Origin of the sequence: Aeromonas sp. R2-2, from assembly GCF_040908355.1 — a bacterium.
Taxonomy (GTDB): Bacteria; Pseudomonadota; Gammaproteobacteria; order Enterobacterales; family Aeromonadaceae; genus Aeromonas; species Aeromonas veronii.
Window position 1 is genome coordinate 51,726 of sequence record NZ_JBFODQ010000057.1, and the last position, 21,134, is coordinate 72,859.

Below are 21,134 nucleotides of genomic sequence, written 5' to 3' on the forward strand. Positions count from 1 at the left end.
GACCACCTACAACAGGCTACCCGCTGAAAATCACCCCCGCATTATCGGAAGGGGAATCCGGTTAAGCAATCATTGAGTCCTGTTTATACCGCCACAGCCCGACAGCAGTTAACAAAAAGGCTGCTCATCAAAGAGGAGCAGCCTTGTTAAGCACAGTAAAACCGGACGGGCTTATTCGACCATCATCACCTTGCAGGTGTTGGTACTGCCCACGGTTTCCATCTTGTCACCGTGAGTCAGCAGCACCATGTCGCCGCTCTGCAGCAGCCCCTTATCCTTGAGCACGGCCAGCGCGTCGCGGCACACTTCGTAGACCGGTTTGGTCTCGTCACCGTCAAACATCACTGGGGTGACGCCACGGTAGAGATTGGTCCAGGCCAGGGTCTTGTTGTGGGGAGACATGGCAAAGATCGGCAGACCGGAACTGATACGGGACATCAGCAGCGGCGTGGTGCCGGACTCGGTCAGTGCCACGATCGCCTTCACCCCTTCCAGGTGGTTGGCTGCATACATGGTGGACATGGCTACAGCTTCTTCAACGGAAGTGAAGGTGTAGCTCATGCGGTGGTTGGAGACGTTCAGGCTCGGATGCTTCTCGGCACCGACACAGACGCTCGCCATGGAGGTCACTGTCTCGATGGGGAACTGACCGGCGGCAGTCTCGGCGGAGAGCATCACCGCATCGGTACCATCCAGCACGGCGTTGGCCACATCCATGACCTCTGCACGAGTCGGCAGCGGCGCATTGATCATCGACTCCATCATCTGGGTCGCGGTGATCACCACACGGTTGAGACGACGGGAGTGGCGGATCAGCTTCTTCTGTACGCCAACCAGCTCGGGGTCACCGATCTCGACACCCAGATCGCCACGGGCAACCATCACGGCATCGGAACCGAGGATGATGTCTTCCATCGCCTCATCGGTGGCGACGGTTTCGGCGCGCTCAACCTTGGCCACGATCTTGGCATTGGAACCGGCTTCGCGGGCCAGCTCGCGGGCGTAACGCAGGTCATCGCCACAGCGCGGGAAGGAGACAGCCAGATAGTCCACATTCATGCGGGCAGCGGTCTTGATGTCTTCCTTGTCTTTCTCGGTCAGGGCCGGAGCGGAGAGACCGCCCCCTTTCTTGTTGATGCCCTTGTTGTTGGAGAGCGGCCCGGCCACGGTCACCGTGGTGTGAATGCGGGTGCCTTCAACCTGCTCGACCTTCAGCTGCACACGACCATCGTCCAGCAGCAGGATGTCGCCCTGTACCACATCGTCTGGCAGGCTCTTGTAGTCGATACCGACCTGCTCCTGACAACCTTCACCCTTGCCGAGTGCCGCATCGAGAATGAACTTGTCACCGATGGCCAGATAGATTTTGCCATCCTTGAAAGTGGAAACACGGATTTTCGGGCCTTGCAGATCACCCATGATGGCGACGTGACGACCGAGCTTGGCAGCAATGTCACGCACCTGATTGGCGCGCAGGATATGGTCTTCAGCAGTGCCGTGAGAGAAGTTCATCCGCACCATGTCGGCCCCGGCGCGGATGATCCCTTCGAGGATCCCTTCGCGGTCGGTAGCCGGACCGAGTGTGGTTACAATCTTTGTACGTCTAGGCATGAAAGACTCCAATATGAAGTTGATATGACTTGAGATTCTGCCCCATCAAGCCCATGGCTCGATGCACCCGTTTACAAACCATCTGGGTGGTTTTTGTTATTAAATTACAATACTACACCAAGGCGGGTGGCATAGACAGTCGGGGGCCGGAGCCCCCGACGGTTCAGGAAGAGTGCGGGGTTTCGAAGCGGGATTCGCGCAATCCCTCTTTTACTTTCTTCAGATTTTCGCGAAATTTCATCCCCCGGCGCAGGGTAAAACCGGTCGCCAGCACATCCACCAGCGCCAGCTGGGCGATGCGGGATGCCATCGGCATATAGACATCGGTATCTTCCGGCACATCCATGGAGAGCACCAGATTGCACTCGCGGGCCAGCGGGGAGTCCTTGGCGGTCATGCCGATCACGGTGGCGTCGTTCTCGCGAGCCAGCGCGGCGATCTCGACCAACGCCTTGGTGCGGCCGGTGTGGGAGATGAGCACCACCACATCCCCTTCGCTGCTGTTGATGCAGCTCATGCGCATCATGACGATATCGTCAAAGCTCACTACCGGAATGTTGAAGCGAAAGAATTTGTTCTGGGCATCGCGGGCAACGGCGGAGGAGGCGCCAAGGCCGAAGAAGCTGATCTTCTTGGACTGGGTCAGGATATCGACACAGCGGTTGATGGCAGAGATATCCAGGCTGTTTTTGGCAGCATCCAGACAGGCCATGGTGGATTCGAAGATCTTGGCGGTGTAGGTATCAGGCCCATCTTCCGCTTCCACATGACGATTTACGTAAGGGGTGCCATTGGCCAGGCTCTGGGCCAGATGGAGTTTGAAATCAGGAAAGCCCTTGGTATCGAGACGGCGGCAAAAGCGGTTGACGGTCGGTTCACTGACGTCGGCCATCTTGGCCAGAGCAGCGATGCTGGAGTGGATGGCGGTCTGGGGAGACGCCAGGATCACCTCGGCAACCTTGCGTTCTGATTTACTGAAACTTTCCAAGTTGTTCGTAATTTTATCAAGGGTATTCATCATCACCACCAGGCGTTTTTGTAATTTAGCTTCAGTGTCTTTGCACTCAATCTACGGCTAAGCAAGTTTCCATTCAAGCTAAGGACTATACAAGACAAGCGGTTATCGCAACTAACGCCTGCCATACAAAGTATGACTCATCTCTAATTATTTCGTACTTTTCGTTACAAAACGTCACCTTGCCATGAAAGCGCTTACAAATGTTGCAAAGCAACAACACTGTGAGCAGGCGCACGTTTGTATCGATCCGGCGGGTGAGCAAGCCTGAGCTCGGATAGAATGAGCCGTCATAATCCAACAATAATCTCGGGACACCAGAGTCGTCCCCATCCTGTAACGAAGGAGTTGTTATGCAGCATACCCATGCGCTGGTCGGCGATGTCGGCGGCACCAATGCGCGTCTGGCCCTGTGTGAGCTGGCCACCGGTACTATCTCTCAGGCAAAGACCTACTCAGGTCTGGCCCATCCCAGCCTTGAAGCCGTGGTACGCCTCTATCTGGAAGAACACAAGGTTCAGGTAGCTGAAGCCTGCATTGCCATCGCCTGCCCCATCAACGGTGACTGGGTTGCCATGACCAACCACAGCTGGGAGTTCTCCATCAGCGAGATGCAGAGCAATCTCGGGCTGGCACGCCTGCAAGTGATCAACGACTTTACTGCGGTCTCGATGGCGGTGCCGGTATTGGCCGAATCGGATCGCATCCAGCTGGGCGGCGCCGCGCCGGTAGCGGGCAAGCCCATCGCCATCTATGGTGCGGGCACCGGCCTTGGGGTCGCCCATCTGGTCAAGGCGGGTGAGCAGTGGCTGAGTCTGCCGGGTGAAGGTGGTCATGTGGATTTTGCTGCCAACACCGAAGAGGAAGATGCGGTGCTGCAAGTAATGCGAGGTGAATTGGGCCATGTCTCGGCAGAGCGTTTCCTCTCCGGTCCGGGTCTGGTCAATCTCTATCGCGGGCTGGTGAAATCCGATGGCCGTGAACCCGAACCGTTTGCCCCCAAAGACATTACCGAGCGCGCACTGGCGGGTGAGTGCCTCGATTGCCGCCGCACTCTGAGCCTGTTCTGCGTGCTGATGGGCCGCTTTGCCGGCAATCTGGCCCTCAATATGGGCACCTTTGGCGGCGTCTATATCGCAGGTGGCATAGTGCCGCGCTTCCAGGAGTTCTTTACCGGTTCCGGTTTCCGGGTCGCCTTTGAAGACAAGGGGCGCTTCAAGTCCTACCTCAAGGAGATCCCGGTGTTTCTGATCACCCATGAAGGGCCGGGGCTGCTCGGTGCGGGCGCTTACTTGCGCCAGTCGATGGGGATCACTGTCTGATTAAAGAGGGGAACGAGGCGGGATCATCCATGGTTCAGCCTCGATTCAGTGTGAATGGCATAAAGTAGCCGCACGTAACCAAGAGGGTTGTGCTTCACAAGGAGTGGAAAGCGACTCTCATCCGCTGGATACGTTTGTCACCTGACAAGCCTGAACTGTTTCAACCGGCCTTTTGGCCGGTTTTTTTTATGTCTGATATCCGGGATTACTGGGCCAACGCCTTCAGCTGCGTCTTGTCGGGGGGATTATTCCAGTCGATGGGGCCATGGGTAAAACGGTACTGCAACCGTGGCAGGCTGGTCTCCAGCCACTCTTCCCGAAAATAGGCATAACCCTGATCCCAATCCGGATCATTGGCCCAACCGCTCTGGAGGAAGTAGAGGCGAGTTCCCTGCCCTTCCGGCACAAAGCGCAGGCAAACCTGGGTCTTTTGCTGGCGGATATGGGGTAGGCTGGGCGGGAAATTCCAGCTGAAACTGAGCAGGTCATAAGGCATGACGGCCATGACCCGGCACCCTTCGCTGCCACGTTCACCCAGCGGGGCATCAGGCCTGAAGTAGATCTCGAAAGGACCATTCGGTTCGGCCACCATCAAACATTCGGGAGCCAGAAAACTGCGCAGACCGCTTTCGGTAGTCCAGGCGTGCCAGACATCGTCTATGTGCGCCGGCACAAAAATGTTGCCTTCAATCAGTTTATTGTCCATAAATCAGCGATCCTCAAGCCATCCATACAAGGGACTCCGGCAGTATAGCCCCATGGCAAATACAATGGACAGTGCTTAATCACACCCTTGTCATTTGCATCGATTAACCTGCCGCTGTGCAGCTGCCTCAATGAACATTGGCTTGATCCGGGAGGACATCATGATCCGGCTCATGGAAGAACACGACATTCCACAACTGGCCCGGCTGTTTTTAAAGAGCCGCCGCCACACCTTTCACTGGGTTGATCCCGCCCGTTTCCAACTCGAGGATTTCGAGGAACAGACCAAAGGTGAACAGGTGTGGGTCGCCGAGCAGGGGGGCAATATCTGCGGCTTTATAGCCATCTGGCAGCCCGATCACTTCGTCCATCACCTCTATGTGTCAAGCGACTGGCACGGTCAGGGGATAGGGCGCGCCCTGCTGGAGCGAGGCCTCGCTGATTCGCCGCACGGCTCGCTGAAAGTTGCGACCCGCAACACGGCGGCATTAGCCTTCTACCATAGACTGGGCTGGCAAAACAGTGATGAGACAGGCCACTGCGAGGTCACCGGCCCCTGGTGCAAGTTGCTTAGAAGCTAGCGGGACGCCCGGCACCTGCGCTTTTCGACTGAGCAGGCACCAACGGTGCCGGGGGGAAGAACCAGCGGTAGAGATCGAACCAGCCATCTCGCTGGGCAATCACGACCTCATGCACCGGATCGCGCTGGAAGATCGCCACCTTGTTTTCAGTCAGTGGCACCCAGGCATAGTTGACCAGCGCATATTGCGACTGGATCAGGTTGTACTCATTTAGATAGGAGTCATCGTTACCCGATTCGTGCAGTTGGGTACGACTGTCGATGAGGTAGACAAGCTGGTTGAAGAAGGTAAGTTGAAAACCGGTCACTCGCCACTTCTCCCTGGTCGCCTCCTCCTCTTCGATCACGGTGATTTTGCCCCAGCGGCACACCCCGTGATAGTTGACTCCATTGGCCGACATTTTCAGATCGTAATGGCAGCCCAGACTGTTGATAAACATCCCGACCACAAACAGCAGCACGACAAGCAGTGGCAACAGCAGCAAGGTATTTTTCAGCGTTCGTTTCATCAGAGATCCCTTACAGCGTTTTTTCGAGCTCTTTATAGGAGAGCACGCGAACCTGGTGGCCGGAGACCAGCACCAGCGATGCCGGTTTGACTGGTGGCACATCGCTCCGTGCCTCCATCTGGCAAACAACGCCGGTCGGCGAGTCGGTGCAGTGCACATGGAGCCACTCGAAATGGAGATAGCTGGCGACAAACACCACCAGCACAACCAGTAGCAGATTGACGTATATCAGGCCCCTTGCCAGCATTGGCCGCCCGATACCGCTGAGAAAGGCAAGTTTGGCACGCTCACCAAAAGAACGGGGAGCAGCAGGCTCTGTGATGACCTCGTGGTCGGAGCTTGGTGATGTCGACGGTGGCTGCGCAGCCGCTGCAGGCGTGGTCTCGCTCAGCGGCTCGGGCAAGGGCTCACTCTCTGTTGGCAGTGCCTTGCCGTAATAACTCTTCATCTTGCAGTTCAGATGCAGGGAGTACCCTTTTTTCGGGGTACTTCTGATATCCAGCGTCTGGGGGGATGAGGCGAAGTGGCGGCGAATATTGGCGATAGCCACGTTCAGGGAGTTGGGGCTGATGGGGCGACCCAACCAGCCGATATCGAGCAACAGATCCTTGTCGCACACCTCGTCATGGTGATCGAGCAGATAGCTGAAAATGAGGCTCTCTGCCGATGACAAGCGCACCACCCGGGCGCTTTGCAAGTTGTCCTTGTCGGCACAGAAGATCAGCTCTCGCCTTTTGACATCAAAGACATAATCACCGAAGTGATAGGCTGATATGTTATTGCCTGGCGCAACCCCCGTCATACCAACCACCTGTTATTTGCATTCATCATGAAGAAGATGGGATTCCACACCTGATAAAGCCAGATGGCGGCTCAGGACTCGCTGTAATTAAACGAAATTCTAAAGGGTCGGGATCAGCGGCACAATAGATGCAGGCAGGCATGAGCGGGGAAAATGAAAATATGCGTCCAGCGCTGTCGGACAGCATATCGGGCAGAGCATGATGTTGCGAGTTTCGCCTATCACGGTCACGCCAATCTCAGCTGAACAGTGACATGGGTATGACGAAAAGCGCTGCTGGACAAGGCCCCTTGCCCCTCACGACATCTCGCCACGCCTCAAATTAATGGGAACCGGCCTGCCCCGCAGGATGATCCAACGGGGCGAAGTGAACTGACTAGACCCGAAACTGCTTGAGCAGGGTGTCGAGCTGTGCCGACAGCTGCCGCAGATCGCTGCTGGCCTCGGCAACCTGTGCCACTCTGGCCGCACTCTCGCTGTTGAGCGTCGCAATCCGGTTGACACTGTGGCTGACCGCCTCCGCCACCGAGTGTTGTTCTTCCGATGCCTGGGCGATATACATGTTCATCTCGCGGATCAGGCTGACCTGATTTTTAATCTTCTCCACCGATATCTGCACATCTGCCGCCTCGATGCCGGCGCGGGATGCCTTCTCCTGACTCTGTTGCATGCCGGTACCGACATTCTGGGTCGCTTGCTGCAACCGTTTGATACTGGCGCTGATCTCCTCCGTCGACTGGCGAGTACGGCCCGACAAGGTGCGCACCTCATCCGCCACCACCGCAAAACCGCGTCCCTGATCACCCGCCCGCGCCGCCTCGATGGCCGCATTGAGGGCAAGCAAATTGGTCTGCTCGGCAATGCCGTTGATCACCTCGATGATGGTGCCAATGCTGCTGCTCTCGGTCGAAAGGGTGCGCATCAGGGTGGCGACTCGCTCCACCTCCCCCACCAGTTGATGGATGGCCTCATTGGCATGGCCCGCCAGATTGTAACCCTGCTCCACATAGAGGTTGGCCTCATCGGTAGCGCCAGAGGTTTTCACCGCATTGCCAGCCACTTCCTGCACCGCCTGACTCATTTCGGTAATGGCGGTGGCGACCTGATCCAGCTCGGATTGCTGGGCGTCACTGCCTACCCGGGTATCTGCCGAGAGGGAGTCACAGAGTTCGGCGGTTTGCAACACCCCGGCAGAGAGCTCGTTGATCTCCGCCACCATCTCCTGCAACTTGGCAATAAAGTGGTTGATGTTGGTGGCCAGCGCGCCCATCTCATCCTGACGGCTGATCTTCAGACGCCGGGTCAGATCCCCCTCTCCTTTGGCCAGATCAAACACCGCCTGATTCATCTGATGGAGCGGCCTGAGCACATTGCGATGAATCAGCACCATCAGCAGCGCGATGATGCAGAGATCGAGCACCAGGATCTGCCAGACGGTGGTGATCAACTGCTGGCGCAGTTGGGCCTGAATAGCGGCATCACTGGTTTGCACCAGCAATCGGGCCACTGTGTTTTTCTGACCGCTGTCGTCATAGACCAGATCATACCCTCCGTAGGCAGACACATCGGCAGGCATGGCTGTCACGGGGGCTATGCTCCCCGCCGTGTCACGGGCAAACCCGGCAACCAGCTTGTCCTTGTTGACCACCAGCAGCGCACTCAGGATATCGGCCGCCAGCTCGGACTTGAGCGATGCCTCGATGAAGGCCGATTCATAATTCCACAGCGGGCCGGGCAGGGAGAGCTGCAGCCGACCGATGGCCTGTTCGACCAGCGCACTCTGTTTGCTGTAGCTCTCCGCCCTGACCGCGTTGTAGTTGTAAGCGCCAAACAACACCAGTAGCAGACTCACCGACAGGGAGGTCAACACGGCAATCCTGAACGTCAGACTTTTCCAATCCATGGTTTCCTCCCGGTTTTACGGCAGCCGGCGCAGTGCCATTGAGCGGCACTTGCTATTGGTACTGTTACTGGTACTTGGCATTGATCTTGTCGATGGTGCCATCCGCCTTCATGGCAGCGAGGATCTCGTTGAGCTTGGTGATGAGCTCATCGGGCGTATCCTTGTTAAACGCCAAGCTCATCTGGGTTTCCTTGAACACGAAGACCGGCTTGGGTGAGGCCACCTTCTCCTTGCTGGCCAGATAGGGGGCCAGATACTGGCCGGTAGCCCAGAGATCGATGCGACCTGCCTCCAGTTTCTTCACGTTGGCGGTGTCGTTGGCCGCCAGCTGCAACTTGGCAAATCCCTGGGCCTTGAGATACTCGGCGGCCGCATCGCCGTTATAGCCACCCACCGAATACTGCTTGGCATCTTCCAGCGACTTGACCGTGATATTGGCGGTCGAGCTGGAGAAAAACACCCAGTTGTTATTGACCAGCGGCCCTACCCACTTGAACAGTGCTTCCCGCTCCGGAGTACGGGTCGTGGAGTAGAGGGCGGTATTGGGAGTACCGAGGGTATCTTCGTACGCCCGTTTCCAGGGCATCAGGGTCAGCTTGTATTCGACTCCAGCACGCTTGAACAGCTCTTCGACCACCTCGGTCGACAGCCCGACAATCTTGCCCCCCTCCCCCTGCATGTTGAATGGCGGGTAATCCTCGGTCATCACGTTCAGTGGCGCAGCCTGAACAGCGCTTATCGCCATCATGGAAGAGACTGAAAAAATTGCACTTTTCCACAGCAGTTGATAGTTCATTGCAACCTCGCTTTGCTTGCCATTCATCCCTGAACATCCGCCGTTACCGATGGCGGTGCACGTCTGACCCGCTGGGGTCATGCCGGCTTTCACGGCTCGCCGCCCACCCATGTGCAGCAGCAAACAGATCCGGATTTTGCCTGTGCGCAACGAAACGCAACCGGCGAGGGAGGCTCACAACAAATCGAGGTGGAAACATGCCAGGGCAGCATGAGGGGATGCGGAGTGGGGCGGATAAGCCTCTGCCATACAACAGCGCCGTGGCAAAGAAAAAGCGCATCGTTTTATGACAGGGGTCTGGGAGAGAAATGATAGAAAACGCCAACATCCATTTTCCCATACTGCTCGAGGAGACCTCAGAGCCAAACCTGTCCTTTAGCTAAGGTCACGAAAAGAGATACGTCAAATGAGAATGCTAACCCCCTCATCTGCTTCCAAATTAGATTCCAGATGAGCTCCGCCGAGCCGAAAAGTGGCGCGATATACCCGAAAAACAGAAGGCCACCGCGAGGTGGCCTTCTCCAAATCAACGATGAACGTCTGGTGGAACTCAATCCTTGGCCGCGTCCATCACACCCTCTTCGGAGTGCGCAGGCAGGATCAGGTTGAGCAGGATGGCGGCAACAGAGGCCAAGCCAACACCGGCCAGCGCGAAGTCGCCAATCTTCATCTCCAGCGCACCGACACCGACGGTCAGAGTCACGGCGACGATGGCGATATTGCGTGACAGTCCCAGATCCACCTTGGATTCCACCAGCGTCTTGAGACCGATGGCAGCGATGGATCCGAACAGCAGCAGCATGATACCGCCCATCACCGGCATGGGGATGGAGGTAAGCAGCGCATTGAACTTGCCGAAGAAGGCCAGAATGATGGCAAACACCGCAGCCCATGTCATGGTGACCGGATTGAAGTTGCGAGTGATCATCACGGCACCGGTCACTTCGGCGTAGGTGGTCACGGGTGGGCCACCGATGAAACCGGCGAAGCAGACGCCGATGCCGTCACCGGCCAGCGTACGGTGCAAACCCGGATCCTTGGTGTAATCCTTGCCAGTCACGCCACCAATCGCCAACACGCCACCGATATGCTCGATACAGGGGGCGATGGCTACCGGCAACATGAACAATGCAGCAGCCCAGTTGATCTCCGGGGTTTCGAAGTGGGGCAGCGCCAACCAGGGGGCGTTCACCATGCCATCGAAACTCACCTGGCCCATGAAGACCGCCGAGACATAACCGGCAATCACGCCGCACAGGATGGGGATCAGCTTGATCCACCCCTTGCAAAACACAGCTGCAATCAGGGTGACCGCCAGCGAGATACCGGCCAGTGTCAGCGCAGTTCCCGCAGGAACCACCTGCTCACTACCGGCGCGGCCCATCGCCATGTTGCAGGCAACCTGCGCCACAGAAAGACCGATCACCATGATCACCGGGCCAATCACCACGGGCGGCAGCAATTTGTGCACAAAGCCCATCCCTTTTGCCCGGATCAGCGCAGCCAGAATGAAATACATGAAACCGGCGGCAAACAGGCCAAACATGGTGGATGGCAATCCCCAGGTCTGGGTGGCGTAGATGATGGGAGCGATGAAGGCAAAGCTGGAACCGAGGAAAATCGGGACCTGGCGGCGGGTGCAGAGCTGGAACAACAGGGTGCCCACACCGGCGCCAAGCAGGGCCATGGAGGGGTTCAATCCGGTGAGCAGGGGCACCAGAACCATGGCGCCGAAGGCGACAAACAGGATTTGCAGCCCGGCGACACTTTGCTTGACTAAGGAAAACATGGATGTCCTTAATTTTTTGATAACTGATGGGGATATTTATCACTTTTCAGTTATCACAAGACTTTTTCAAGGCACAAAATGAACACAAATTCGTCACTTGTTACCTTTTACTGCTTGGGAAGGGCATGAAACTGGCTTTTTAGGCGGGATTCGTTGCTACAAGCATCGAGTATGCGATTTTACGCATTATTGTGACGAACGCCAATCGTTTTTCCATCATGTTTATTGTGTTCATGGTCAAAAATGCCGCCGCCAGGGGGCGCTCTATAATGGATCCTGTGAATCAAGATGGACAAGGAGTCCCCATGTCACAACCCCCATTCAAGGCCAGCCAGCGCAGATTGCTTATTGGCTCGGCCATCGCACTCGCCCTGTTTGCAAACCCGTTCAGTTATGATTTCGCCCACAATGAGTGGCAAATGAATCAGGCCTATGCCAAGTCCTGCTTTATCGCCGGCACTCGCATCACGATGGCCGATGGCTCCACCCGCCCCATAGAGACGCTCCGGGTCGGTGAACGAGTGCTGGATCAACACGGCGGCAGTAACCGGATCCTGGCGATCGAACGGGTCATTCTGGGCAAGCGCAGACTCTACGGGATCAATGATCTGCCCCCGTTCTTTACCGCAGAGCACCCTCTGCTGACCACTCGGGGCTGGGCGGCCATCTCACCGGCCATGACCCGAACCGAAAACCCGCAACTGGCGGTGCTGCCGCTATTTACCGGCATGCAGATAATGTGTCGCCCGGCACCTGCCATGGTGACGGGCAATCTGGCCCTGCAAGCCCAACCGGAATTACTGCTGGTTGAGTCACTCTGCTGGATCGAGGCATCTCCCACTACCGCACTCTTCAATCTGCTGCTCGATGGCAGCCACAGCTACATCGCCAATGAGCTGATCGTTCACAACAAAGATGGCGATGGTGGCAGTGGGGGCAACAGTGGCGGAGGCAGCGACAGCGGCGGAGGCAGCGACAGCAGCGGAGGCAGCGACAGCGGCGGAGGCAGCGACAGCGGCGGAGGCAGCGACAGCGGCGGAGGCAGCGACAGCGGCGGAGGCAGCGACAGCGGCGGAGGCAGCAACAGCGGTGGAAGCAGCAACAGCGGTGGAGGCAGCAACAGCGGCGGTGGCAGCGACAGCGGCGGTGGCAGCGACAGCGGTGGAGGCAGCAACAGCGGTGGAGGCAGCAACAGCGGTGGAGGCAGCAACAGCGGTGGAGGCAGCAACAGCGGCGGTGGCAGCGACAGCGGCGGTGGCAGCGACAGCGATGGGGGCAGCGATGACAGTGGCGGCCAAGGCGAGCATGCCGGCGGAGAGCAGCATGGTGGAGGTGAACGGCATGCTGGTGGAGAAAAACATGCAGGGGGAGAACGCCATGGGGGTGGCCGCGGATTTGGCAATGGCGTTGATGACAACGGTGTAGATGCCATCGATGCCAATGGCAACAAGCTCAGAGGCGATGGAACCATCGATGACAACGGCGTGGATGCCGTCGATGCCAACGGCAACAAGCTCAGAGGTGACGGCACGGTCGATGACAACGGCGTGGATGCTGTCGATGCCAACGGCAACAAGCTCAGAGGTGACGGCACGGTCGATGACAACGGTGTGGATGCCGTCGATGCCAACGGCAACAAACTAAGAGGTGATGGCACGGTCGATGATCGCCAGCAAGTGCTTACCGATGAGCAGGAGCGGGCGCTGCTCAACAACGGTTTTCGCCAACAGGGGCAACCATGATGCGTTATCTGCTAACACTCCTCCTGCTCGGCCTCGCAGGCTGCGCCACGGTCGACACTCCGCCGCTTTACCATCAGATGGATAAGGCAGATGTTCAACTGGCCAATCAGGCCCTTGCCAAGGCGCTGGAAACCCGCACCAAAGGGCAGAGCCTCACCTGGTTCAATCCGGCTAATCGTCACTCGGGTAGCGTCACCCCGCTACGCACCTTCCGCCATACCAGCGGGGAGTGGTGTCGCGACTATCGCGAGCAACTCTATATCGGCAAGGCGAGCCAGCAGTGGCAGGATACCGCCTGTCGCAATCAGCAAGGGCGCTGGCGGCCATTGCGAACTTAGTGAATGCCACGGGGTAAACGAAAGGGGGTAGCAGCGCTACCCCCTTTTCATCTTTACCGACCCTTTATCGGGGCGGTGAATACGCGGTTATACCCGACGATAGGGCAGGTAAACCGGCTCCCACATGTGGTTGAGGATATGCTGCTGCAGATCCTGACCGATCAGCGGGTGGGAGGGATCCCGACGCACGATATCCTTGAGCACGGCGGTCGCCACATGCACCGAGATGCTGCGCAGCTCGCGAATGCGTGGATAGACGGCCCCTTTCGCCAGGTCAACCTCACTCACGCACTCGGCCAGCGCAAAGGCGGCGGTCGTGAAGACATCGGGTGTGATCTCGCGGATCTGGCTGACGATGGCCGCCAGACCTACACCGGGGAAGATAAAGACGTTGTTGCCCTGCCCCACCCGGAACTCCTGCCCCTCGTAGCTCACATCCTTGAACGGACTACCGGTTGCAACGATGGCTTTGCCCTTGCTCCAGCGGTAGATATCTTCCGGCAGCGCTTCACAGTTGGCGGTCGGGTTGGAGAGCGGGAACACCATGGGGCGCTCGCAATGCTGCAGCATCAGCTGGATATGCTCTTCCTGGAAGGCACCGCCCGAGCCGCTGGTACCCAGCAACACGGTAATGGGCACATGACGCAGCACATCGGCCAGATTGGCCTTGCCGGGCACCTCGGTATCCCAGCCTGCCCGCAGCAGCCCCGGTTTGGCGTAGCGACGCTTGTACTCGTCAAGCCCCTCGCGGTTGTCGCACACCAGCCCCTGGGTATCCAGAATGTAGATGCGATCGCGGGCCGCCTGCGGATCCATCCCCTCGCGGATCATTCCCGCGCAGATCTGATCCGCGACGCCAACCCCACCGGCGCCAGCGCCGTAGACCAGATAGTTCTGCTGACCCAGGGTCTCCCCCTTGACCTTGACCGCGCCGATGATACCGGCCAGCACCACGGCACCGGTGCCCTGAATGTCATCGTTGAATGACGGCAGTGCCTGCTGGTAGCGGGCCAGATTGTTGAAGGCATTGGATTTGCTGAAGTCTTCCCACTGCAGCACCGCATTGGGGAAGTGACGCTTGACCCCCTGCACGAACTTGTCGATGAACTCTTCATACTCCTTGCCGCGAATGCGCTTGTGGGGGCGGCCCAGATACATGGGGTCATCGAGCAGTTTCTGGTTGTCGGTGCCCACATCCAGCGCGATGGGCATGCAGCAGGCGGGGTGAATACCGGCCCCCAGGGTGTAGAGCGCCAGCTTGCCGATAGGGATCCCCATGCCGCCGACGCCCTGATCGCCAATCCCCAGAATGCCCTGGCTGTCGGTGACGACTATGATGCGGATCGATTTGGCATCGAAGTGACGGGCCTGACTGCCCATATCATCTACGTTGTCCGGGGTGATGTAGAGGCCGCGCGGCTTCTGGAAGCGGTGGCTGAACTCCTGGCACGCCTTGCCCACGGTCGGGGTATAGATGTAGGGAGTCATCTCCTCCACATGGCGTGACAACAGGGCATAGAAGAGAGTCTCATTGCGATCCTGCAGGGCACGCAGGTTCTGGTACTTCTCGATATCGCTGCAAGCGCTCTTGAACCCCTCATACACTCGCTCGAGCTGTGCTTCAAAAGTTTGCACCTGAGGCGGCAGCAAACCATCGAGATCAAAATCGGCCCGCTCCTGTTCGGTGAAGGCCGTGCCCTTGTTGAGGTATCGATTGTTAAGCAGATCAGTGCCGGTCAGTGCAACGGGGCGAAAATCCTGTCCCTGTGCGTCTTTCCACAGCAGATATTGTCCGGTAGCCATAGTCATTCTCTTTGATTTACGTGAAATTGCCGTTCGGCAGGAGAGCAAGACTCATAATGAAATCAATCATATGACGTTTACTCGATCGGTTTTGTGAGCTTGGGCATACCCTGTGGCCAAAATAGGCGCCCGGCGGCCCCGACGAGACAAATATCCACGGCAAGGAATGAGACTCATGTTAGCATTGCGGGCAACCCAGCCCCTTTCACCGCATCACAGCCGGGAGTGATCTGATGCCCTCACCTCTGCCAGCCTGCGTCCCCTTCTTTCTGCCATGCGCCTGATCCCGCTGCTTGCTCTGTGGCTATTTCTGACCTGCCAGTCGGCTCTCGCCGCACCGGGCCGGGTGCTCAACATCATCGTGGGTGAATGGCCCCCTTTCGTCTCCGAGCAGTCAAAACAGCACGGTCCCGTGGCCCACCTTATCAGCGATCTGTTCAAGGAGGCGGGCTATGAGGTGAAGTTCCACTTCGCCCCCTGGGGTCGGGTCTATTCGCTGGCGGCCAATAGCCAGCTCTACGATGCCACCGCCGTCTGGATGCACAAAACGGAGCGGGAGCAGGATTTTCTGTTCAGCGAAGCGGTGCTGCAGGAGCAGTTTGTCTTCTTCTCCCTCAAATCACGGCAGCTGCAAGCCGAGCGCCTTGAGCAAATCATCGGCATGCGGTTGGGGGGCGATATCGCCTATAGCTACGGGTCTGAGCTGGACAAGATGGTGGCCGATGGCAAGGTAACCCAACAGAAAGTCACCGACGTGAAGCAGAATTTCGGCAAGCTGCTGCGCGGGCGGATCGACCTCTATCCGCAAGAGCTGCGAGTCGGTTTGGCCGAGTTGCAGAGCCAGCTCGACCCCGCCAGCGCGGCACTCATCACCCACAGTCAGACCCCTTTTCTGCGCAACGACAGCTTCGTGATGTTCCCGCGCAAGATGCCGGATTCAGCCAAACTGCGGGATCAGTTCAATCAGCAGTTGCAGCAGGCCATCGCCAGCGGACGTTATAAGCGCTACTTCGAACGGCTGGCCCGGGGGGAATATTGACCTTGGCGAGGCAAAAACAGAGGGGATAAAACAACGGTGGCGGCCCTTTGTGGCCGCCACCTCTGTGATGCTTGTCAGCGGCTGGCATTAGCCGCTGATGCCCACCTCCAGCTTGAACGGCGTCTTGGCCTTGCTGCTCTCGGCCGCCCCCATCTGGTAGACCCGAATGGTATAAGTGCCCTTGGCGGGCAGGGTTGCCTCAAAGTTGTTCCCTTCCGTAGAACCGATAAACATCGCCTCCCCCTTGCTGCCCGGCGGCAGAATATTGAAGTAGGGCTTGCCGGTCAGGATCACCACCATGCTCTGGCCCTTGTTGGCCGTCAGCTTGTAATCGAGGGTCTGGCTACCTTGAATGGTGCCGTTGATGGTTGCCCCTGACTCCCCCTTCTTGAACTGCACTTGCTGGGTCTTGATCCCGTCAGCCGCCTGCGCCACGCCCGTAATACCACCGAAGAGCGCAGATGCACATACCGCTGCCAGCCATGCTTTTCTCATCATTTGTCATCCCTTGTATGAATGGACCCCCCTGTTACTGTTGCTCAAGGTGGCCCAAAAAACCATCGCCGTTTGCGGCATCGCTCAATCAATTTGCCATCACGATCGACCCGCCATCAAAAGGGGCGCCGCAGCGCCCCCTTCTCTTTACTCTTTGTCGACCATCAGCTTGATTTACCCGCCTTGGGCTCATCGAGGGTGTGCTTCACCTCCTCATACCAGAGGTCGTGGTGCTCCTTGGCCCAGGTCTCGTCCACCTCGCCGGTCACCATCCCCTCCAGCGCCCCTTCCAGCTGGAACAGGCCCATGTAGATATGGAAGATAAAACCGCAGATAAGGATCAAGGCGCCTACGATATGGATGAAGCTGGCCCACTCCATCTGACGGCGCAGCTGGCCGAAGATGGGGAAGTCGAGGAACAGCCCGGTCGCCACCACAATGCCGCCAAACCAGATGAGCAGCCAGAAGATCGCCTTCTCGCCGCCGTTGGAGAAGCCCGCCGAGGGGTGACTCCCCTTGTGCTTGCCGAGCATGCCACCAAACTTCATGAACCACTGCACATCCACCATGTTGACAATGTTGTGGCGGAACCACTTGATGAGCACCCCCATCAGGCAGAGGAAGAAGAGCGGCCCCACATAGTTGTGGAACACCTTGGCAAACCAGATCCAGTTCTCCCACACCCCGAGGCTCACCACCGGCTTGATGAAGTACTTGCCGTAGATGATGGCCAGCCCCGACCCGGACAGGGTCAGGAACATGGCCGCCGTGGTCCAGTGCAGCGCCCGATCCAGCCGGCTCCAGCGCTTGAGCTTGCGCCCGGTGCGCGGTTTGGAGAGCTTGGTCTGCCCCACCACCAGATACATCAGACCGCACATGGCGAGCGATCCGAAGATGGCGATGGCACCGAGCGGCGACACCCACTTGGTCTTCACCTCAAACCAGAGCTGGCCCGGCACCGAGATTAGCACCCCGTGCTCCGGCGAGCGGGAGGTGGTCACCCCCTCCTGCCCATCCTTCACCGCCCGCCAGTAGTCGGCGCCGGCAAAGCCGACCGCCTCTTTCTGCGCATCAGCGAAGCCGGGCGCGCTGAACAGCAGCAAGGCCGTCAGCAGCGCTGTCAGCCAGTGTCTCATTGGCCATCCTCCTGCTTGCCAAGCTTGAGCCCCTTGCCTCTGCCATCGTGAGGTTTGCTGGCGTCACGATAGAGCGCCTGTTCATCAGCCCCCCAAGCTGCATGAGGGGCACCGCGATAGGCAACCCGCTCGCGGAAGATGTCGGAGATCACCTGCGCATCCCCTGCCAGCAGTGCCTTGGTGGAGCAGAGCTCGGCACACATGGGCAGCTTGCCCTCGGCGATGCGGTTGGCACCGTACTTCTGGCGCTCCGCTTCGCTGTGATCCTCTTCCGGGCCACCGGCGCAGAAGGTGCACTTGTCCATCTTGCCCCGATCGCCAAAGGCGGCGGTCTTCGGGAACTGGGGGGCACCAAACGGGCAGGCAAACAGGCAGTAGCCACAACCGATGCAGAGATCCTTGTTGTGCAGCACTATGCCGTCGTCGGTGTGATAGAAGCAGTCGGCGGGGCAAACCGCCATGCAGGGGGCGTCGGTGCAGTGCATGCAGGCGACCGAGATGGAGGTCTCTCCCGGCAGGCCGTCGTTGAGGGTTACCACCCGGCGACGCTGGATGCCCCACTCGAGGGCATCGTCGTTCTCGTTCTTGCACGCCGTCACACAGCCGTTGCACTCGATGCAGCGCTTGGTGTCACACATGAATTTCATTCTGGCCATGGGATCAGGCTCCTACTTTGCGAAAACGGCACAGGGTGACCTTGGTCTCCTGCATCTGGGTGACCGGGTCATAACCATAGGTGGTGACTATGTTGACCGACTCCCCCAGCACATAGGGGTCTGACCCTTCCGGATATTTGGATCGCAGATCCTTGCCCTCGAAGTGGCCGCCGAAGTGGAACGGCATAAAGGCGAGCCCCGGCTTGACCCGCGGGGTCACCAGCGCCTTCACCTTGACCCTGCCCCCTTCCGGCCCCTCGACCCACACATCCTGACCGTCGCGCACGCCGACATCGTTGGCATCCGCCGGGTTCATCTCGACAAACATCTCCTGCTGCAATTCAGCCAGCCAGGGGTTGGAGCGGGTCTCGTCGCCGCCCCCCTCGTACTCCACCAGACGGCCGGAGGTGAGGATGATCGGGAACTCCTTGCTGACGTCCTTCTCCTGCACCGAGGCGTACTGGGTCGGCAGGCGCCACAGGCTCTTCGAATCAGGCCAGGTGGCGTAGTCGGCCAACAGATCCCGGCGCGGGGTGTAGAGCGGCTCGCGGTGCTTGGGCACCTGATCCGGGAAGGTCCACACCACGCAGCGCGCCTTGGCGTTGCCATACGGCACAAAGCCGTGCTTGATGGCGACCCGCTGGATACCACCGGAGAGATCGGTCTTCCAGTTCTTGCCCTCGGCCTCCTTCTTCTCGGCCTCGGTCAGCTCATCCCACCAGCCGAGCTGTTTCATCAGGTCGGCAGTGATCTCGGGATAGCCGTCTTCCACCTCGCTCCCTTTCGGCCAGGAGTCTTCGGCGAGCAGCGAGACGCCCTGATACTCGATGCCGAAACGGGCGCGGAAACCGCCGCCCCCTTCCGACACCGGAATACTGGTGTCGTAGAGGATATGGCTGCCGGGATGCTTCATCTCAGGGGTGCCCCAGCAGGGCCACGGCAGACCGTACACTTCGCCACTGACCGGGCCGCCCTCGGCCTTGAGGTTGGTCTTGTGGAAGGTGTGCCAGTTCTGCTGGTGCGCCTTGAGCCGCTCCGGGCTCTGGCCGGTGTAGCCCACACTCCACATGCCGCGGTTATATTCGCGGGTGATGTCTTCCAAGAGTGGCTGATTGTTCTCTACCTTGATGTGCTTGAACAGCTGGTCGGCAAAGCCAAGCTTCTTGCTCAGCAGATACATGATCTCGTGATCGACCTTGGATTCGAACAGAGGCTCAATCACCTTATCGCGCCACTGCATGGAGCGGTTGGTGGCGGTGACGGAACCATAGGTCTCGAACTGAGTGGTGGCCGGCAGCAGGTAGACGCCGTCGGTGCGATCGTTCATCACCGAGGCGACGGTGGGGTACGGGTCGACAATCACCATCATGTCGAGCTTTTGCATCGCCTTCTTCATTTCCGGGCCGCGGGTCTGGGAGTTGACCGCATGGCCCCAGTAGAACATGGCGCGGATATTGGAGCCCTGCTCGATCAGATCGGCGTTCTCCAGCACACCATCCACCCAGCGGGAGACCGGAATGCCGTTATTGTTCATCGGCAGCTTGCCGTTGTAGGCCTTGTTGTCGAAGCGCGCCTTGATCCACTCGTAATCCACATCCCACACCCGGGCCCAGTGCTTCCAGGAGCCCTCTTCCAACCCGTAGTAGCCGGGCAGGGAGTCGGAAGTGACGCCAAAGTCGGTGGCGCCCTGCACGTTGTCGTGACCGCGGAAGATGTTGGTGCCCGCCCCGCTCTTGCCCACGTTGCCGAGGACCAGTTCGAGGATGCAGTAAGCACGGGTGTTGTTGTTGCCTGTGGTGTGCTGGGTACCGCCCATGCACCAGACCACGCAGCCGGGACGGTTGTCGGCCAGCAGCTTGGCGGCGCCATAGACCTGCTGTTCGTTGAGGCCGGTTACCCGCTCAACTTCGGCCGGAGTCCAGCGCGCCACCTCTTTTTGCACCTCGTCCATGCCATAGACGCGGGTGCGGATGAACTCTTTGTCTTCCCAGCCGTTCTTGAAGATGTGCCAGAGCATGCCCCAGATAAAGGCGACGTCGGTACCCGGGCGCAATGAGAGGTACATGTCCGCCTTGGCGGCGGTGCGGGTACGGCGCGGGTCGACCACCAAAATCTTGCAGCCGTTGCGCTCTTTCGCCAGCAGGATGTGCTGCATGGCGACCGGGTGGGCCTCCGCCGGGTTGGAGCCAATAAACATGATCGACTTGCTGTTGTGCATGTCGTTCAGGCTGTTGGTCATGGCGCCGTAGCCCCAGGTGTTGGCGACGCCAGCGACCGTAGTGGAGTGGCAGATCCGCGCCTGATGATCCACGTTGTTGGTGCCCCACAGGGACGCCATCTTGCGAAACAGGTAGGCCTGCTCGTTGGAGTGCTTGGCGGAGCCGAGCCAGTAGACGCTGTCGGGGCCGGACTCCTTGCGAAGGCGCAGCACTTCGTTGCCCACCTCTTCGATGGCCTGATCCCAGCTGATACGCTGCCACTTGCCGCCCACCAGCTTCATCGGGTACTTGAGGCGACGCTCACCGTGGCCGTGCTCGCGCAGGGCCGCCCCCTTGGCGCAGTGACCGCCAAGGTTGAAGGGATGATCAAAGGCCGGCTCCTGACCGGTCCAGACGCCGTTTTGCACCTCGGCATAGACGCCGCAGCCCACTGAGCAGTGGGAACAGATGGTGCGCTTCACCTCGACCGGCACGTCGGCCGCCACAGTTTTGGCCTCGGCCCGCTGCATCATGGCTGGCGCCAGCCAACCGGCGGCCACGGCGCCACCGGCCACCAGACCCGAGTTGACCATAAAGGCGCGACGGGTCAGCCCCTGACCGCGAATGGCCTCATTGCCCTGCTCGCCCACTTGGGGCTGCTCGGCACGTTTTGTCAGTTTCATGAGTTCTCCTTC

The 21,134-nt window shown here is 58.8% G+C and carries 17 protein-coding genes and 1 pseudogene; 5 read left to right on the forward strand and 13 right to left on the reverse strand.

Annotation, left to right across the window (positions count from 1 at the left end):
- Positions 1–171 precede the first annotated feature (171 nt).
- Complete coding sequence (gene pyk, locus AB5Z09_RS10390; protein ID WP_005353698.1) at positions 172–1,611, reverse strand: pyruvate kinase; 1,440 nt, start codon at positions 1,609–1,611, stop codon at positions 172–174.
- Positions 1,612–1,774: 163 nt separating this feature from the next.
- Positions 1,775–2,629, reverse strand: coding sequence for a MurR/RpiR family transcriptional regulator (locus AB5Z09_RS10395; RefSeq protein WP_005334759.1), 855 nt, complete (start codon positions 2,627–2,629; stop codon positions 1,775–1,777).
- A 347-nt stretch (positions 2,630–2,976) separates the two neighbouring features.
- Between AB5Z09_RS10395 and glk the strand changes: the two are divergent.
- A pseudogene (gene glk / locus AB5Z09_RS10400) lies at positions 2,977–3,948 on the forward strand (glucokinase); the annotation flags it as partial.
- Between the two features lie 205 nt (positions 3,949–4,153).
- On the opposite strand, the gene AB5Z09_RS10405 reads toward glk, so the two are convergent.
- A complete protein-coding gene (locus AB5Z09_RS10405; protein ID WP_128816009.1) occupies positions 4,154–4,654 on the reverse strand; it encodes an SRPBCC domain-containing protein in 501 nt (166 codons plus the stop codon).
- A 160-nt stretch (positions 4,655–4,814) separates the two neighbouring features.
- Here AB5Z09_RS10405 and AB5Z09_RS10410 point away from each other — a divergent pair, with 160 nt between their 5' ends.
- Positions 4,815–5,234, forward strand: coding sequence for a GNAT family N-acetyltransferase (locus tag AB5Z09_RS10410; protein WP_231720585.1), 420 nt, complete (start codon positions 4,815–4,817; stop codon positions 5,232–5,234).
- Here the strand turns inward: AB5Z09_RS10410 and AB5Z09_RS10415 are convergent.
- From AB5Z09_RS10415 to AB5Z09_RS10435, 5 genes are all read right to left on the reverse strand, one after another.
- On the reverse strand, positions 5,224–5,742 hold the full coding sequence (locus AB5Z09_RS10415; protein ID WP_231720584.1) for a hypothetical protein: 519 nt from the start codon (positions 5,740–5,742) through the stop codon (positions 5,224–5,226). The genes AB5Z09_RS10410 and AB5Z09_RS10415 overlap by 11 nt on opposite strands.
- Positions 5,743–5,752: 10 nt before the next feature.
- Complete coding sequence (locus AB5Z09_RS10420; RefSeq protein ID WP_231720583.1) at positions 5,753–6,544, reverse strand: winged helix-turn-helix domain-containing protein; 792 nt, start codon at positions 6,542–6,544, stop codon at positions 5,753–5,755.
- 376 nt (positions 6,545–6,920) lie between these two features.
- Positions 6,921–8,447, reverse strand: a complete 1,527-nt coding sequence (locus AB5Z09_RS10425; RefSeq protein WP_368195251.1) for a methyl-accepting chemotaxis protein — start codon at positions 8,445–8,447, stop codon at positions 6,921–6,923.
- 64 nt (positions 8,448–8,511) lie between these two features.
- Positions 8,512–9,243: an ABC transporter substrate-binding protein gene (locus tag AB5Z09_RS10430; RefSeq protein ID WP_005334783.1), complete on the reverse strand. Its 732-nt coding sequence runs from the start codon at positions 9,241–9,243 to the stop codon at positions 8,512–8,514.
- A gap of 550 nt (positions 9,244–9,793) precedes the next feature.
- A complete protein-coding gene (locus AB5Z09_RS10435; protein WP_005334784.1) occupies positions 9,794–11,032 on the reverse strand; it encodes a uracil-xanthine permease family protein in 1,239 nt (412 codons plus the stop codon).
- 305 nt (positions 11,033–11,337) lie between these two features.
- Here AB5Z09_RS10435 and AB5Z09_RS10440 point away from each other — a divergent pair, with 305 nt between their 5' ends.
- Both AB5Z09_RS10440 and AB5Z09_RS10445 read left to right on the forward strand, forming a co-directional pair.
- Complete coding sequence (locus AB5Z09_RS10440) at positions 11,338–12,774, forward strand: hypothetical protein (RefSeq protein ID WP_368195253.1); 1,437 nt, start codon at positions 11,338–11,340, stop codon at positions 12,772–12,774.
- Complete coding sequence (locus AB5Z09_RS10445) at positions 12,771–13,112, forward strand: RT0821/Lpp0805 family surface protein (RefSeq protein ID WP_040065365.1); 342 nt, start codon at positions 12,771–12,773, stop codon at positions 13,110–13,112. Before AB5Z09_RS10440 ends, AB5Z09_RS10445 begins: the two co-directional genes overlap by 4 nt.
- Positions 13,113–13,199: 87 nt before the next feature.
- On the opposite strand, the gene AB5Z09_RS10450 is transcribed toward AB5Z09_RS10445, so the two are convergent.
- Positions 13,200–14,915, reverse strand: a complete 1,716-nt coding sequence (locus AB5Z09_RS10450) for an NAD-dependent malic enzyme (protein ID WP_368195255.1) — start codon at positions 14,913–14,915, stop codon at positions 13,200–13,202.
- Positions 14,916–15,189: 274 nt separating this feature from the next.
- On the opposite strand from AB5Z09_RS10450, the gene AB5Z09_RS10455 reads away from it, so the two are divergent.
- The gene (locus AB5Z09_RS10455; RefSeq protein ID WP_368195256.1) at positions 15,190–15,954 is read left to right on the forward strand and encodes a substrate-binding periplasmic protein; all 765 of its coding nucleotides are present in this window, start codon (positions 15,190–15,192) and stop codon (positions 15,952–15,954) included.
- A gap of 87 nt (positions 15,955–16,041) precedes the next feature.
- On the opposite strand, the gene AB5Z09_RS10460 is transcribed toward AB5Z09_RS10455, so the two are convergent.
- From AB5Z09_RS10460 to AB5Z09_RS10475, 4 genes are all read right to left on the reverse strand, one after another.
- The gene (locus tag AB5Z09_RS10460) at positions 16,042–16,452 is read right to left on the reverse strand and encodes a DNA breaking-rejoining protein (RefSeq protein WP_368195257.1); all 411 of its coding nucleotides are present in this window, start codon (positions 16,450–16,452) and stop codon (positions 16,042–16,044) included.
- Between the two features lie 161 nt (positions 16,453–16,613).
- Positions 16,614–17,585: a formate dehydrogenase subunit gamma gene (locus AB5Z09_RS10465; RefSeq protein ID WP_005353740.1), complete on the reverse strand. Its 972-nt coding sequence runs from the start codon at positions 17,583–17,585 to the stop codon at positions 16,614–16,616.
- Positions 17,582–18,241 carry a formate dehydrogenase FDH3 subunit beta gene (fdh3B, locus tag AB5Z09_RS10470; RefSeq protein ID WP_005353752.1) on the reverse strand — a complete coding sequence of 220 codons (660 nt, stop codon included), beginning with the start codon at positions 18,239–18,241 and terminating at the stop codon, positions 17,582–17,584. Before fdh3B ends, AB5Z09_RS10465 begins: the two co-directional genes overlap by 4 nt.
- Before the next feature lie 4 nt (positions 18,242–18,245).
- Entirely contained in the window at positions 18,246–21,122 is a 2,877-nt protein-coding gene (locus AB5Z09_RS10475; RefSeq protein WP_368195258.1) for a formate dehydrogenase subunit alpha, read from the reverse strand.
- Positions 21,123–21,134 lie beyond the last annotated feature (12 nt).